At 40.9% G+C, this 15,306-nt stretch carries 14 protein-coding genes and 1 pseudogene; 7 read left to right on the plus strand and 8 right to left on the minus strand.

Going from position 1 to position 15,306, the window contains the following annotated elements; all coding sequences use genetic code 11:
- Positions 1–51: 51 nt before the first annotated feature.
- Positions 52–188: pseudogene (locus ASC84_RS23165) on the minus strand (enoyl-CoA hydratase); the annotation flags it as partial.
- 50 nt (positions 189–238) lie between these two features.
- Here ASC84_RS23165 and ASC84_RS06935 point away from each other — a divergent pair.
- A complete protein-coding gene (locus ASC84_RS06935; protein ID WP_004721466.1) occupies positions 239–1,210 on the plus strand; it encodes a nitronate monooxygenase family protein in 972 nt (323 codons plus the stop codon).
- A gap of 63 nt (positions 1,211–1,273) precedes the next feature.
- Here ASC84_RS06935 and ASC84_RS06940 read toward each other — a convergent pair whose 3' ends face one another.
- The 6 genes from ASC84_RS06940 to ASC84_RS06965 form a co-directional block, all read right to left on the minus strand.
- Positions 1,274–2,449, minus strand: coding sequence for an MFS transporter (locus tag ASC84_RS06940; RefSeq protein WP_004721465.1), 1,176 nt, complete (start codon positions 2,447–2,449; stop codon positions 1,274–1,276).
- 89 nt (positions 2,450–2,538) lie between these two features.
- Complete coding sequence (locus ASC84_RS06945) at positions 2,539–3,381, minus strand: IclR family transcriptional regulator (RefSeq protein WP_004721464.1); 843 nt, start codon at positions 3,379–3,381, stop codon at positions 2,539–2,541.
- 121 nt (positions 3,382–3,502) lie between these two features.
- Complete coding sequence (locus ASC84_RS06950; RefSeq protein ID WP_056512953.1) at positions 3,503–4,708, minus strand: 3-oxoadipyl-CoA thiolase; 1,206 nt, start codon at positions 4,706–4,708, stop codon at positions 3,503–3,505.
- Between the two features lie 14 nt (positions 4,709–4,722).
- The gene (locus tag ASC84_RS06955) at positions 4,723–6,246 is read right to left on the minus strand and encodes a 3-hydroxyacyl-CoA dehydrogenase (protein WP_056512956.1); all 1,524 of its coding nucleotides are present in this window, start codon (positions 6,244–6,246) and stop codon (positions 4,723–4,725) included.
- 88 nt (positions 6,247–6,334) lie between these two features.
- Positions 6,335–7,096, minus strand: a complete 762-nt coding sequence (locus ASC84_RS06960; RefSeq protein ID WP_056512959.1) for an SDR family oxidoreductase — start codon at positions 7,094–7,096, stop codon at positions 6,335–6,337.
- Between the two features lie 29 nt (positions 7,097–7,125).
- Complete coding sequence (locus ASC84_RS06965; protein ID WP_004721460.1) at positions 7,126–7,914, minus strand: enoyl-CoA hydratase; 789 nt, start codon at positions 7,912–7,914, stop codon at positions 7,126–7,128.
- A gap of 311 nt (positions 7,915–8,225) precedes the next feature.
- Here ASC84_RS06965 and ASC84_RS06970 point away from each other — a divergent pair, with 311 nt between their 5' ends.
- From ASC84_RS06970 to ASC84_RS06995, 6 genes are read left to right on the plus strand one after another with little or no spacing between them, the layout of a single operon-like run.
- Positions 8,226–9,380: an acyl-CoA dehydrogenase family protein gene (locus ASC84_RS06970; RefSeq protein WP_056512962.1), complete on the plus strand. Its 1,155-nt coding sequence runs from the start codon at positions 8,226–8,228 to the stop codon at positions 9,378–9,380.
- Between the two features lie 57 nt (positions 9,381–9,437).
- Positions 9,438–10,733: an MFS transporter gene (locus ASC84_RS06975; protein WP_016539715.1), complete on the plus strand. Its 1,296-nt coding sequence runs from the start codon at positions 9,438–9,440 to the stop codon at positions 10,731–10,733.
- A gap of 47 nt (positions 10,734–10,780) precedes the next feature.
- Positions 10,781–11,449, plus strand: coding sequence for a 3-oxoacid CoA-transferase subunit A (locus ASC84_RS06980; protein WP_004721455.1), 669 nt, complete (start codon positions 10,781–10,783; stop codon positions 11,447–11,449).
- Positions 11,449–12,102, plus strand: coding sequence for a 3-oxoacid CoA-transferase subunit B (locus ASC84_RS06985; RefSeq protein ID WP_034614881.1), 654 nt, complete (start codon positions 11,449–11,451; stop codon positions 12,100–12,102). Before ASC84_RS06980 ends, ASC84_RS06985 begins: the two co-directional genes overlap by 1 nt.
- A 41-nt stretch (positions 12,103–12,143) precedes the next feature.
- A complete protein-coding gene (gene dcaP, locus ASC84_RS06990; protein WP_056512965.1) occupies positions 12,144–13,460 on the plus strand; it encodes an outer membrane trimeric porin-like protein DcaP in 1,317 nt (438 codons plus the stop codon).
- Between the two features lie 18 nt (positions 13,461–13,478).
- Positions 13,479–14,687, plus strand: a complete 1,209-nt coding sequence (locus ASC84_RS06995) for an MFS transporter (protein WP_056512968.1) — start codon at positions 13,479–13,481, stop codon at positions 14,685–14,687.
- Positions 14,688–14,712: 25 nt separating this feature from the next.
- Here the strand turns inward: ASC84_RS06995 and ASC84_RS07000 are convergent, their stop codons facing one another.
- Positions 14,713–15,147 carry a PaaI family thioesterase gene (locus ASC84_RS07000; protein WP_004721448.1) on the minus strand — a complete coding sequence of 145 codons (435 nt, stop codon included), beginning with the start codon at positions 15,145–15,147 and terminating at the stop codon, positions 14,713–14,715.
- Between the last annotated feature and the right edge of the window lie 159 nt (positions 15,148–15,306).

Consider the following 15,306-nt stretch of genomic DNA (forward strand, 5'->3'; position numbering starts at 1 on the left):
CTGAAAGGCTAGCAACGATCTACATTGTTGGCCTTTTTAATAAGATGCATGTTAAATAGTTTGCTTACGGAAAATGGGTTTTTTTTCATCAAGGTACTCAGAGCTTGTTTAAATTCGTCACCTTGCAAACAAAGTGAGAATACAGTGGACTCATGATCGATCAGATTTAATAAATTATCGATAAGCATAGGATGCTAAGAAATGAGCCTCTAAATATAAAATAGTGAGTGGAAAGAATATGAAAACCAAAATTACAGAATTATTTGAAATTGAACATCCGATTATTCAAGGCGGTATGCATTATGTCGGTTTTGCCGAGCTGGCTGCTGCAGTTTCAAATGCGGGTGGGTTAGGCATTATTACCGGTTTAACCCAGCGAACACCTGAAAATCTAGCAAAAGAAATTGCCCGATGTCGAGAAATGACCGATAAGCCTTTTGGTGTCAATCTAACTTTCTTACCCACAGTCAATACACCTGATTATCCGGGTTTTGTCGAGGCAATTATTAAGGGTGGGGTAAAAGTTGTAGAAACAGCAGGTCGTAATCCTGAACAGGTCATGCCTTATTTAAAGGCCGCTGGAATTAAAGTGATTCATAAATGTACTTCGGTTCGGCATAGTCTAAAAGCTCAAAAAATTGGATGTGATGCTGTTTCTGTCGATGGTTTTGAGTGTGGTGGGCACCCCGGTGAAGATGATGTACCGAATATGATTTTATTGCCTTTAGCTGCCGATACCTTAGAAATTCCATTTGTTGCATCAGGTGGTATGGCTGATGGACGCTCACTTGCTGCCGCTTTAGCCATGGGGGCGGATGGTATTAATATGGGAACACGTTTTATTGCAACTCAAGAAGCGCCAGTACATGCAAATGTGAAACAGGCGATCCTGAATGCTACAGAAAGAGATACTCGTTTAATTATGCGCGCTTTGCGTAATACTGAGCGCGTTATGAATAATGCAGCTGTAGAAAAAATTGTAGCCAAAGAAAAAGCACTTGGTGACCAGATTAAATTTGAAGATATCATTGAAGAAGTTGCAGGTGTTTATCCTAAAGTGATGATCGATGGTGATGTCAATGCTGGGGCGTGGTCATGTGGTTTGGTTGCCAGTCTGATCCATGACATTCCGACATGTGATGAACTGGTCAACCGTATTGTAAAAGATGCAGAAGACATTATTCGTGGACGTTTATTCGGGCTTTTATAAACATCTATTTGAGTTCAGCTTTATCTCGATGATGAAAGACTGCTTTTAAAGATCAGCACAACACTATGAATTGTGCTGATTTTTAGCATCTGCAAGACAATAATATAGACACAGCAGGGCAAAAACTAAGCCCAAGATACATACACCTGTCCAGCCAAAATGTTTCCATGCATAGCTTCCACTCGTGGTCCCTAAAGCACCGCCAGCGAAATAACCTGTCATATAGATGGCATTGAAACGTGAACGCAATTGTTGGTTAAGCTTAAAGACAATACTCTGATTGGTGACATGAACAGCCGAGAGCGAAGCATAAAGGATAAGTAAGGCAATGATATAAAAGATAAAATGATAAGAGAGCAACAAAAACAATAGCCAACTTAAAATCAGACCGATACCACAACATATCGAAATTTTATGAATATAGCCTTGATCAATAAATTTACCTGAAAAATTGGCAACGAATGTCCCTAAAACACCGACAAACCCAAATAAGCCAATCGTAAAATCACTGAAAAAATAAGGCGCAGGAGCTAAGAGTAAAGACATGGTGGTAAAGGTTAAGCTTACACAGGCAAAGGTTAATCCACCAATATAGGTTCTGATTCTTAGGCGACGATTTTGAATAAAGATTTGCGGCAGTGAGTGAATTGTTTTGAGATAATTTTCAGATTTGGTTGGAGGAAATAAGCCAATATTACGGTACAAAATAATCGCAATGAGCAATAATAAAAAACCGCTGAGCAGATAAATAACATTCCAAGCAAAAAGCGTCGACATCATCCCTGATAATGAGCGTGCCAATAAGACACCCATCATTAACCCACTCAGTAAAAAACCAACAACACGACCACTATGTTGAATTGGAACCAGACTGGCAGCCAGTGGTAACAACAGTTGGGCTGAACTAGAAAATAACCCTGTAATGATGGTACCGAACATTAACAGATAAATATTGTGGGAAAAACCACTAATAATTAGCCCAATTGAGGCAAGCAGCATAAATATAAACAACAACTTACGCTTTTCGAGAATATCCCCTAAAGGCATTAAAAACAGCAGACCTGCTGCATAGGTGATTTGCGCTAAAGTAGGCACCCATGCTGTGGTGGTATCTGCTAAATTTAAACTTAGACTAATGGAATGAATCAGTGGTTGGCTAAAATAATTCCCACCAGTACAGATGCCTGCTGCAACTGCCATTAAAATAATGGTTGGGGTATAGAGAGTGTTTTTCATCATGCCTATGGTTTGTCATTATGAAATCGGAACTTTTAATCCACACAACCATGTATCTGCTGATTTTACGCATCTGATTTTAAACATGGTTGTTAAGGCGTTTCACTCAAAGCATCTTGAATGTTGTGCACCATATGGATTAAACGGGGACCAATTTCACCTTCAAGTTTTTCAGGGTTTAAATGAAAACTTGGTGCACCGCAGTTAAACACATAAAGACCATGTTTGGAGCTGACTAAAGGTACAGCAACAGAGTTTACTTCTTTATGCCATTCACCTAAAGAAAGGCAATATCCGTAATCTTGATAATCTCGGAAAGCTCGTTCTAAAGAACGTTTAATTGCAGGCCAGTTTTCAGCATTTTTTTGTTTAAGCGCATCCAGTAAAAAGTTACGCTCACGTTCAGGTGTAGCCGCCAAGCAAGCTCGACCCATGGAACTGCTGTGAATGGGTAGGGTTGAGCCGATGGGACGGCGCATATTTAAAGCAGTTTCGATCTGAACCACATCGATATAGACCATATTTAAACGATCACGGGTTGCCATCGCAACAGGTGCTTGTACATATTGGCTCATTTCTTCCATATAGCGATGTGCAATATTACGGATAGAAATATTGGACAAGGCTGCATAGCCTAAAGATAAAACACCGATATCCAAGGTATATTTGGTGGAGTTCGGTAGTTGTTTTAAATAGCCTAATGACACTAAGGTATTGGTTATCCGCGCAATGGTTGGTTTTGGTAAACCCGTCATTTTTGCCAGTTCTTGGTTACCCAAGACTTGATTGTTGGCAGAAAAACAACGTAATAGCTCTAAACCACGTGCTAAAGAAGCGATAAATTGGGGGTTATTTTCCCGATGAATATGTGAAATAGGATCAAGACGTATCTCATCAAAATTTATAGGTTGTTCAGTTTCTGAATTCTGAGACATTCAATACTCAAATATAATAAAGCAACAGTTTGGCTATTATATTTCGCTCTGCAAAATAAATCCATTCATCACTGCGCTGTTGTGATGAATGGATACTCGGTTAGTGATTAAACAGTCAATGCTATGACACGTTTTCAATCACCATAGCTAAGCCTTGTCCTACGCCGATACATAAGCTAACGACAGCATATTTCTTATTGCGGCGGATCAGCTCACGCGAAACTGTCAGTGCAAGACGTGCACCAGAAGCCCCAAGTGGGTGGCCAATGGCAATTGCACCACCATTTGGGTTGACACGCGGATCATTAAAATCAACATCTAAACCTTTTAAGCAAGATAATACTTGTGAAGCAAAAGCTTCATTGATTTCAATGATATCCATATCATCTAAAGTTAGCCCTGCACGTGCAACGGCTTTTTTGATTGCTTCGATTGGGCCAGCACCCATAATACGAGGTTCAATACCTGCTGCTGCTGCTGACAAGATTTTTGCCATTGGCTTTAAGCCATATTTTTGGCCCGCTGCTTCGGAACCGATGAGCAATGCAGCAGCACCATCGTTAATACCCGATGCATTTCCAGCAGTGACGACACCACCTTCAAATAATGGTTTTAATTTGGTTAAGGCTTCAACAGTTGAGCTTGGGCGAGGGTGCTCATCTTCAGAAACCAGTTTTGGTGGTAACTTTTTGCCTTGAAAGACTTCAATTGGGGTAATTTCACCAGTAAAAAAGCCGTCTTGTTTGGCTGTTTGATACTTGGCTTGTGATTGGGCAGCAAATAAATCTGCCTGTTCACGGGTAATGCCAAACTCAACTGCGACATTGTCACCAGTTTCAGGCATTGAGTGACCACCGTATTGTGCAATCAGTTTTTTGTTTGGAAAGCGTGAGCCAATTGTGGTGTCGTAAATTTTGGCCTCACGGCTATAGGCAGTTTCAGCTTTACCCATCACAAATGGAGCACGTGACATGCTTTCTACACCACCTGCAATATACAAGTCGCCTTCGCCACAGGTAATGGCACGTGCAGAGTCAATCACAGCACCCAAACCACTTGCACATAAACGGTTTACAGTTTGGCCGGGAACAGTCACAGGTAAGCCCGCGATTAATAGGGCATTTCTGGCAACATTACGACTGTCTTCACCACCTTGGTTGGTATCGCCTAAAATAACATCTTCAATCGCTGCGCCCGGAACCCCAGTTTTTTCAAGGAGCTTTTGCAAAACTGCCGCAGCTAAATCATCTGGACGTACTGAAGCAAGCTCACCTGCATGACGACCAATCGGGCTACGTAAACCATCATAAATATAGGCATTTAACATTGAGAAGTTCCTTTTCAAAATCCAGAATTAAAAGTAAGCGGTAAATTTAATGCGACACGACGTTGTAACCATGGGCTAGGGCGATAACGTGGGTCGTAGGTCAGTGTTGAGATACGATTGAGAATGAGTAAGATTTTTTGGCTACCGATATGATCACCCCATTCAATAGGGCCAAAGGGATAGCCTAAACCTAAACGGACTGCGGCATTGATATCATCGACACTAGCAATATTTTGTTGTGCAATATCACAACCTAAATTAATCACCATGGCTAAAACACGTTGTGCCACGAAGCCAATACTTTCAGCGATCATGCTGACCATAGCACCATCTAAATTAAACATAGAGTGGGCTGCTTGACGATACTCAGTGCTTGTCGCCAGTGACGGCATTAACGTTCTATGTTTGCTTATGCCATATAGCATATCTATGGCAACAGCTTGTTGTGGATTGACTTTTAAACGTGTCGCTGCTTGGGTGGTATCTTCACCGTAGCAAGCGAGTAAACATAAACTCTCAGGTAATGGTTCTAAACCTGTATCTAAGACAATATTTTGCTGGATTAAATAATCTTCCAGTTGTTGTTTATCTTCAGCAAAATCAGCTGCAATCCAAACTTTTGGATAGTCTGTTAAACGCTCAACAAACTGTGCGGGTTTTTCACCTGTTTTTGTGCCTGTTTCATAGTGGTAAAAGCCTTGATTAACTTTACGCCCAAGTTGTTTGGCTTCAAGCATTTGTTTGGTCAATGGATTGGGCTTGTAACGGGCTTCTTCATAGTATTGATGATAAATCGACTCCATTACAGGATGTGATACATCCAGTCCTGTTAAATCCATGAGTTCGAATGGTCCCATTCTAAAACCAACACCATCTCTTAAAATGCGGTCAATTTCACTGATGTCACAGACGTTTTCATTTAAGATTTTTAACGCTTCGGTGCCATAGGCGCGCCCCGCATGATTAATAATAAATCCTGGGGTATCTTTGGCAACAACAGGTCGATGACCAAATGCACGTGATAGCTCATTTAATGCATCTACAATACGTGGATCCGTTTTTAATCCTTGGATCACTTCCACAACTTTCATCAGTGGTACTGGATTAAAAAAATGGAAACCGACTACACGTTGTGGTTTTTTACAGTTTGCTGCAATGGCTGTGATTGAAAGCGATGAAGTATTTGAGGCTAAAATAGTGGTGTCTGAAACGATCTCTTCGAGTTGTTGCATCAACGCTTGTTTGATATCTAAACGCTCAATAATCGCTTCCACAATCAAGTCGCAGGCTTTTAAATCTTCAAGTTGCGCTGCAACGATCAAATGTTTGTTGGCATTTTCCGCCTGTTCAGCGCTGATTTTATTTTTATCGACCAGCTTTTGAAAAGTTGCTGCCAGCTTTTCTTTGGCCTGTAGCGCAGCACCTTCTTTGGTGTCATATAAATAGGTGGTATGACCTGATTGTGCGGCAATTTGAGCAATACCGCTGCCCATAATACCAACACCAATTACAGCCATGCTTTGAATATCATAAGTCATGTCGATCATCCTGATAACTGATCCAGATTAAACGAAAAATTAGAGACGGAAAAAATAGAAACGAAATAAACCAGTACAGTCTGGTGGGTTAACTCAGACATTGTTTATCACCATCAATCGGTAAAATTTGTCCAGAAATAGAGCAACCGCTTTCCGAGGCTAAAAATATACACAAATCGGCAATATGCTTTGGATTGACAAAATATTTGAGCGATTGATTTTTAAGTGCATTTTGCGTAATGGCATCCAAAGAAGTTTGAGCGATATCTGCACGCGCTTGTAACACCCGTTGAACACGTTCCCCATCCACTGCACCTGGAAGTATGGCATTGACTCGAATATTGTCTGCACCAAGTTCCATCGACAATGTTTTGGTAAAACCAATTAATCCCCATTTAGAGGTCGCGTAAGCCAAACGATATGGATAGCCCAAACGTCCAGCGATCGATGACATATTGATAATGACACCTGCTTCCGACTGTTTTAAAAAGGGGATAGCGAGTTGGGTGATAGCAAAGGTACTATTTAAATTTAGGTTTAATACCGCACTCCAATCGGCAAAACTCAATTCTTCTGCTGCGATGGTTGGGCCAGAAATCCCTGTATTATTGACCAGAACATCAATATGCCCCAGTTTGCTGATGGCATCACTAAACATAGATTTGATTTCATCATGGTTAGATAAATCACATGCATAAATATGTAGTGCAGGATAGGCCTTTTGGAATTGCGCTAAGCTTTCTGCATTGATATCACAAACGAAAACTTCATCGTGATGTGCTAAGAATGCTTCTGCAATACATCGTCCAATTCCTGAACCGCCTGCACTAATCAATACTTTTCTAGCCATTTCTATTCCATTGTTGTTATCGATTAAACTTATTTGCCTTGATATGATGGTTTACGCTTTTCAATAAATGCTTGAATGCCTTCATTTTTATCTTCGGTCGAAAACAACAATTGAAATGATTTACGCTCCAATGCCAAACCTGCATTTAATGGAACATCTTCGCTCATTAATGCAACTTCTTTGATTTGTTGTAGGGCAATCGGTGGCATTTTTGCTAGACTTTGCGCCATTTGAATGGCAGTTGGGATGGTCTGGTCATCTTCAGTAACTTGGGAAACCAGTCCAATGCTATATGCTTCTTCGGCTTTGACCATTACACCCGTCATGATCATACGCATCGCGTGGAATTTACCCACTGCACGAAAGAGACGTTGGGTTCCACCAGCACCAGGCATTAAACCGACTTTAATTTCAGGTTGACCAAAAGTTGCGCCTTTACCCGCAATAATAATGTCGCTATGCATGGCAAGTTCACAACCGCCACCCAGTGCATAACCATTTACAGCAGCAATCACGGGTTTAGGACATTGCGCAATTGCATTCCAATAACGTTCTGTATGACGTAGCAACATTTCTGTGGAGGTTGCGCTTGCCATTTCTTTTAAATCTGCACCTGCGGCAAAAACTTCTTCACCACCTGTGAGCACAATGGCATTGATCTGGTCATTAAAACTTAACTCAGTAAACACTTGAGCCAGTTGCTGACGTACCTGTGTATTTAAGGCATTTTTAGCCTCTGGACGATTAATCTTCACGATCGCTACTTTCTGAACAGAATAGTCAACTTCAATGAAACTGTTCCCTGTTATTTCACTCATTTTTGATTCCTTGTTTCGCAGATCAAAACTATGTTTCTTTAATAATGCGTGTTTTGAAATTTATTTCAAGTATTTTTTATGCCTCTTGATACTTTATCGTCTGCATATTTTTCTAAGTGATTGATATTTAATATTGGTGGAGTATAAAATTTCGCTTAATGAAATTAATTTTCAAAAAAGCTTGAAATTTGTGTTTTTAATCTCGTACTATGAAACACATTCGCAGTAAACAAGATTTAAAACAGGGTATCCATTACCCAGCTGGAATAGCTGATGGATGCAATGAAGCTACAAAAGAAGGGAGATCATAGATGATCCGTGATGAAGGAATGTTGCAACAGTTGCTCACAACAATTCGTGACTTTGTAAAAAATGAATTGATTCCACGTGAGCATGAGGTTGCCGAGCAGGACAAAATTCCTGAAGATATCGTGCAACAAATGCGTGAGTTAGGTTTGTTTGGGTTAACCATTCCAGAAGAATATGGTGGATTGGGAATTACCATGGAAGAGGAGGTGAATGTTGCATTTGAACTTGGACAAACTTCACCAGCATTCCGTTCACTGATTGGTACCAACAATGGTATTGGTTCAAGTGCGATTTTGATTGATGGCACAGAAGAACAAAAACAAAAATATCTTCCTCGTTATGCCAGCGGTGAAATTATTGGTTCATTTTGCTTAACCGAACCTGAGGCAGGTTCAGATGCCGCCTCTTTAAAAACCAGTGCAGTCAAGGATGGTGATTTTTACGTTTTAAATGGTACCAAACGCTTTATTACCAATGCACCACATGCTGCTACTTTTACCGTGATGGCGCGGACCAATCCTGATATTAAAGGCGCAAGTGGTATTTCTGCATTTTTAGTTGAAGCCAATACGCCTGGGATTAGTTTGGGAAAAATCGATCAAAAGATGGGACAAAAAGGTTCTCATACTTGTGATGTGATTTTTGAAAACTGCCACGTTCCAGCATCAGCACTGATTGGTGGGATTGAAGGTATTGGTTTTAAAACAGCCATGAAGGTTTTAGATAAAGGTCGTTTACATATTGGTGCATATAGCGTCGGTGTGGCTGAACGGATGTTAAATGACGCACTTCACTATGCAATTGAGCGCAAACAATTTGGTCAGCCGATTGCTAATTTTCAATTGATCCAAGCCATGCTTGCAGACTCAAAAGCTGAGATTTACGCGGCAAAATGTATGGTGCTCGATGCTGCGCGTCGCCGTGATAATGGTGAAAAAATTAGTACAGAAGCATCTTGTTCAAAAATGTTTGCCACTGAAATGTGTGGTCGGGTCGCAGATCGTTGCGTACAAATTCACGGTGGTGCTGGTTATATCAGTGAATATGCCATTGAACGTTTTTATCGTGATGTACGTTTGTTCCGTTTATATGAAGGAACCACGCAAGTTCAACAATTGATTATCGCAAAAAACATGATTAGGGACGCTACAGCCTAATAACAATTAGATGCCATGAGGCAGGGGATGCCTCATATTCCTTCTGAGGATATGGACATGACAACGGAAACAGTTACACAAAATAATAGTGGTAATAATGGGGCTGGAGAGGTGATTCAGACACCCAAAAAGATTTGGATTACGGCCTTTATCTTTGCATTTTTTACTTTGCTTTGTGATGGCGCAGATTTGGGCTTTTTAGCGTTAAGTTTGACCAGTTTAAAGGCTGAGTTTCATCTGAGCGGTGTACAAGCAGGAACTTTGGGCAGTTTGACACTGTTAGGTTCCGCCGTGGGTGGTTTAGTCGGTGGATGGGCTTGTGATCGCTTTGGCCGAGTACGCGTGATTGTATTCTTTATTGCTTTTTCTTCTGTTCTGACCTGTGCATTGGGTTTTACGCATTCATATATGCAATTTGCGATTTTAAGAACAGTCGGTGCAATGGGCTTAGGCGCACTTTATATTGCCTGTAATATTTTAATGTCTGAAATGGTGCCGACCAAACATCGTTCTACAGTGTTGGCAACACTGATGACGGGCTATACCTTGGGGTCTTTACTTGCGACTTTATTGGCAGGTCATATTATTCCTGAACATGGCTGGCGTTTCCTATATTGGCTTGCAATTACCCCGATTATTTTATCAGTACTGATGCATTTTATCGTACCTGAGCCTGAGTCATGGAAAAAAGCACGCCAATTAAAAGTCATTGCAACGCCACAAAATGCACAGCCTGTTAAACGTCAGAATCCGTATTGGGAAATTTTGAAAGATAAGAAACATGGCACCATGTTTGTGCTGTGGATTTTGAGTACCGGTGCTTTGCAATTTGGTTATTACGGTGTGAGTAACTGGCTGCCGGCTTATTTGGAATCTGATCTAGGAATCAAGTTTAAAGAAATGGCGATGTATATGGTCGGCACTTTCTTAATCATGATGTTTGCCAAAATTATTGCTGGGATTATTGCGGATAAATTGGGTCGCCGCGCTGTATTTGCATTCGGCACAATTGGCACAGCTCTATTTATTCCCGTGATTGTTTACCTTAACACGCCTGCCAATATTTTATGGCTCATGCTGTTCTTTGGTTTTCTATACGGCATACCGTATGCAATCAATGCTACGTATATGACTGAAAGTTTTCCAACCTCAATTCGAGGCTCGGCGGTTGGCGGTGCGTATAACATCGGTAAAGTGCTTTCAATTTTCTCTCCATTAACCATCGGTTATTTATCACAACATGGTTCGATTGGTTTAGGACTGTTGGTGATGGCTGGGGCGTACTTTATATGCGGTGTAATTCCATTGTTATTTATTAAAGACCGACTATTTAACCCGCAAAAGGCAGAGTGACAATTTGACCTGTCACGTCAATTTAAGGATGAAAAGGGACAAGCGAAATGATAAATAAAATCACCAGTGACATTGAACCGATTTTAAAGGCAATTCCTGATGGTGCAACCATCATGACCAGTGGTTTTGGTGTGACAGGTCAGCCTGCGGAACTGATTGAAGCCTTGATCGATTTAGGTAAAAAAGAGCTGACCATTGTCAATAACAATGCTGCCTCTGGTGATCGTGGTTTGACCAAGCTGATCATTGCAGGTTGTGTCAGAAAAATGATCAGTTCATTTCCAAAGTCAGCGGGTTCGACCGTATTTCAAGACTTATATCGTGCAGGAAAGATTGAGTTAGAACTGGTTCCACAGGGCAACTTAGCCTGTCGTATTCAAGCGGCAGGTGCAGGTCTAGGTGCAATATTTACACCGACAGGCTATGGCACAAAAGTCGCAGAAGGCAAAGAAACCAGAACCATTAATGGTCGAAACTATGTACTTGAGTATCCGCTTGAAGCTGACTTTGCTTTGATTTATGCCGATCAAGCCGATCGTTGGGGGAATTTGACCTATCGTAAGGCAGCACGGAACTTTGGCCCGATTATGGCAAAAGCGGCAAAAACAACCATTGTTCAAGTGAATCATACGGTAGATCTAGGAAGCCTTGATCCTGAGTGCATTATCACACCTGGGATTTTTGTACAGCATGTTGTCAAAGTAGGAGATATCTAATGTCAGTTCAAAAACGTTCTCGTGAAGATATCGCTCAGTTGATTGCTCAGGATATTCCCGAAGGAGCTTATGTCAATTTAGGTATTGGTTTACCTACCAACGTTGCGAAGTATTTACCTCAAGACAAAGAAATCTTTCTACACTCAGAAAATGGGGTTTTGGCCTTTGGCCCGCCACCCAAAGCAGGTGAAGAAGATGAGGACTTGGTCAATGCTGGAAAGGAATTAGTCACTTTGCTGGATGGTGGTTGCTTTATGCATCATGGAGATTCCTTTGACATTATGCGTGGTGGGCATTTGGATATCTGTGTGATTGGTGCTTTTCAGGTCGCAGTGAATGGCGATTTAGCCAATTGGCATACTGGCAAAGCTGATGATGTTCCCGCTGTAGGTGGTGCAATGGATTTAGCGGTGGGTGCCAAGTCAATTTATGTCTATATGGAGCATGTCACCAAAAAGGGCGAAGCTAAAATTGTCGATGCATTGAGTTATCCCATTACAGGCGAGCAGTGTGTAGATCGTATTTATACCGATTTATGCATTATTGAATTAAAAGATCACAAAGCCTATGTCACTGAAATGGTTTCGGGACTAAGTTTTGATGAATTACAGGCAGTAACGGGCTGCCCGTTGATAGATGCACGAGACGCTTAGTTTATAAGCGTAGGAAAAAAAGCTTCTTTAAGGATTAAAAGATGAAAAAATTAATTTTAGCTACAGCTTGCGCTGTGGCTTCAGGGACTATTTTTGCAAATTCACCAGTGACAGCAGAACAACGGATTAATCTGTTAGAGACAGAGCTGCAAAAACTCAAAGCAGAACTCGAAGCTCAAAAGCTGTCACAAAATAATTTGCAGGTCAAACAAGCAAAAATTGAAGAAAATGTAGAAAAAAATAAAGCACTTGAAACCGCGAAACCAATTGCACCTTCGTGGGTGACTTGGACAGACAATGTTAAAGTCTATGGAATTGCCCGACTTGATGCTGCAGTTGATTTTAAGTCCTCACCAGATTCGGGAGGAAGAACCACCAATAGCATAAACCGTACTCCGTTTGAAAGTGACAAACGTTCCGATCATGCCCGCTCAGATGCCATGATCAATGCCAGTCGAATCGGGGTGTATTTCAACAGTCCAGATAAGGCTGTAACAGGAAATATTGAAGCCGATTTCTTTGACAGTGCCAACATGGGTACAGGCGATGGTAAATTCCGTATTCGTCATGCTTTCTTTACTTATAAAGATTGGACTTTCGGTCAAACATGGTCTTTGATGTCCAATATGGAAACACGTACAGAGTCCGTCGATTATACTCAGTTTATGGGAACCTCTTATACCCGTACACCTCAAGTGCGCTATGACTGGAAGATAAATGGCAAGAGTGATTTAAAAGTCGCATTGGAATACACTGGATCTCGGGTTTCAGCATTCCCGACATTGACAGGTCGATATACGGTAAAAGAAGGTGCCTTAACGGCTTTGGTTCAAGGTTTTGTCAATGAAAAATCAGTAGATGTTGCGAAAGATACGGTTAAAAAAGTCAGTTGGGGCGCGGGTGCTGGTTTAAAATACCAACTAAGCCCAGCGCAATCTGTACAGGCGAATTATCAATATATCGTGGGTGATCAAAAATTCATGCCATATACCACACAAACTGGCCTGACAAATGCAACCAGTTTAAATGCGGCAGGTGATTTTTCTTTAAATGCGCAAAAAACAGATTTAGAGATGAATAAACTCAATAGCTTAAATATTGGCTATTCATATAAATTTAATCCGCAATGGCGTGCAAATTTATCTGCATCAATTTTTGATTTTGATGATGATTCAGCCTATGCAAAACTCAATCCTGACGCAAATAAGCGCTTAACGGATTATGCAGCTAATCTGTTTTATTCACCGGCTGAGCAAATTGATATTGGTATGGAATATCATCAAGGTAAGCGTGAAGTGTTTGATGGAAGAACAGCAGATGTTTCTCGCATTAACTTTGTGTCGATGTACAAATTCTAAAATAAGGTGAGCTGCGCAATGGAAAAAATAGTTCAACCTGACACAACGCATATCTTGTCAAAAAGCTTTATTTTCATCATGGCAATGGCATGTGGAATTTGTGCAGGTTCGAACTATTATAACCAGCCTTTGATTTATTCTATTGCAGAAGCCTTACAGGTCAATGCAGAACAAGTCGCTTTAACAATTGTGATCGGCCAACTCTCTTATGCCGTTGGTCTGTTTATCTTGGTGCCGCTCGGTGATTTTTTTGAAAAGCGTAGCTATATTTGTCTGTTAATGTGCTGCACAGGTTTTGCCCAGATCGGGCTTTCTTTAAGTCAAAGCTTGCCCGTATTGTATGGTTTTACCTTTTTAGCCACCTTCTTTTCGATTACGACACAAGTCTTGGTGCCATTTGCTGCTGGTTTGGCGAGCCCTCAAAAAAGCCCGCAAATTGTCGGAACACTGATGAGTGGCTTGTTTTTAGGCATTCTCTTGGCCAGATCAATCGCAGGCTTACTTTCGACCGTTTGGTCATGGCATGCGGTGTATTTACTCAGTGGTATGGTGATTTTAGCTTTTGCAGTAGTGATGTGGCTTAAATTACCCGTTGCTCGAAAATCTCATCAATTAACAGTGCTGCAAATTTATCGTTCATTGTTTACATTGGCCGTTGATCAGCCACATTTAATTCGCCGCGGTCTGGCAGGTGGGATCGGCTTCGGTATATTGGCGTTGATCTTTACCACCATGACTTTTATTCTTGCCAATGCGCCTTATCATTTTAATGATTTCCAAATTGGCTTATTTGGCATAGTTGGTTTGGCGGGTGTGTTTGCAACCCCTTGGGCGGGAAAACAAATTGCCAAAGGATTGGAAAATAAAGTTGCACTGATTTGTATGTGGTTATTGGTACTGGCATGGATTCCACTGTTTTTTGCCCAACAGTCTTTGCTGGCTTATGCAGGAGGTGTGATTTTGGCTTATTTTGGTTTATCGGCCTTTCATGTACTTAACCAAAATCTGGTCTATCGAATTTCAGCACAAGCACGTTCTCGAATTAATTCTATTTATATGACATTGTATTTTGGTGGTGCTGCGTTGGGTTCTTTGGTTGCGGTCTACACGTGGAAACATTGGGGATGGAGTGTCTGTGTGGCTGTGGGTTTAGCCATGGCAATTCTAAGTTTTATAATTGACCGAATAGATTTTTATGTCATGAAGAAAACAGTGATAAAAGACTAAGCCGTAAAAGGGCTTAGTCTTTTTATTATTTTCGTATGATCATCAGTGTTGCCGTCGCAAAAGCATAAATTTTGCCATTTTCATCCACAATTTTACCTTCTGTGGTAATGATATTACGTCCAGCATTAATCAGTTCAGCTTGTGCGTAGTAGGCGGTATCGATCTGCATTGGGCGAATCATTTTCACATTGAGATCAATCGTGCCATAACCCATGCCATGTTCCAGCAAGGTATGTGCTGCACTTCCCGTTGCAGTATCTAAAGCAGTCGCACAAAAACCGCCATGGATTGTTCCTTGTATATTTCGATGCGCTTGACTTGGCGTAACCTTATACGTCGCTTTGCCTTTAGAAACTTCGATTAACTGCATAGGAATGGTTTGCGCCATGGGCGACGCTGAAATTTCACCATTTTTTAAAGCAGTTAAGAATTCAAGACCTGTGTATTGAGGGTTATCCATAAATCATCCTTGGAGTGTTAAGCGATCTAATTACCATACTATAAAATTTAATTTTACGAAATAATATTTTGCTATACAAAATTATTTTTTAATCAAATATTATACTTGAATTTTTATTTATTTAAATATTATTGTTCAAATACAGCTTGTTGTGTCGGT

It is taken from the genome of Acinetobacter sp. Root1280 (assembly GCF_001425285.1).
Classification (GTDB): domain Bacteria; phylum Pseudomonadota; class Gammaproteobacteria; order Pseudomonadales; family Moraxellaceae; genus Acinetobacter; species Acinetobacter guillouiae.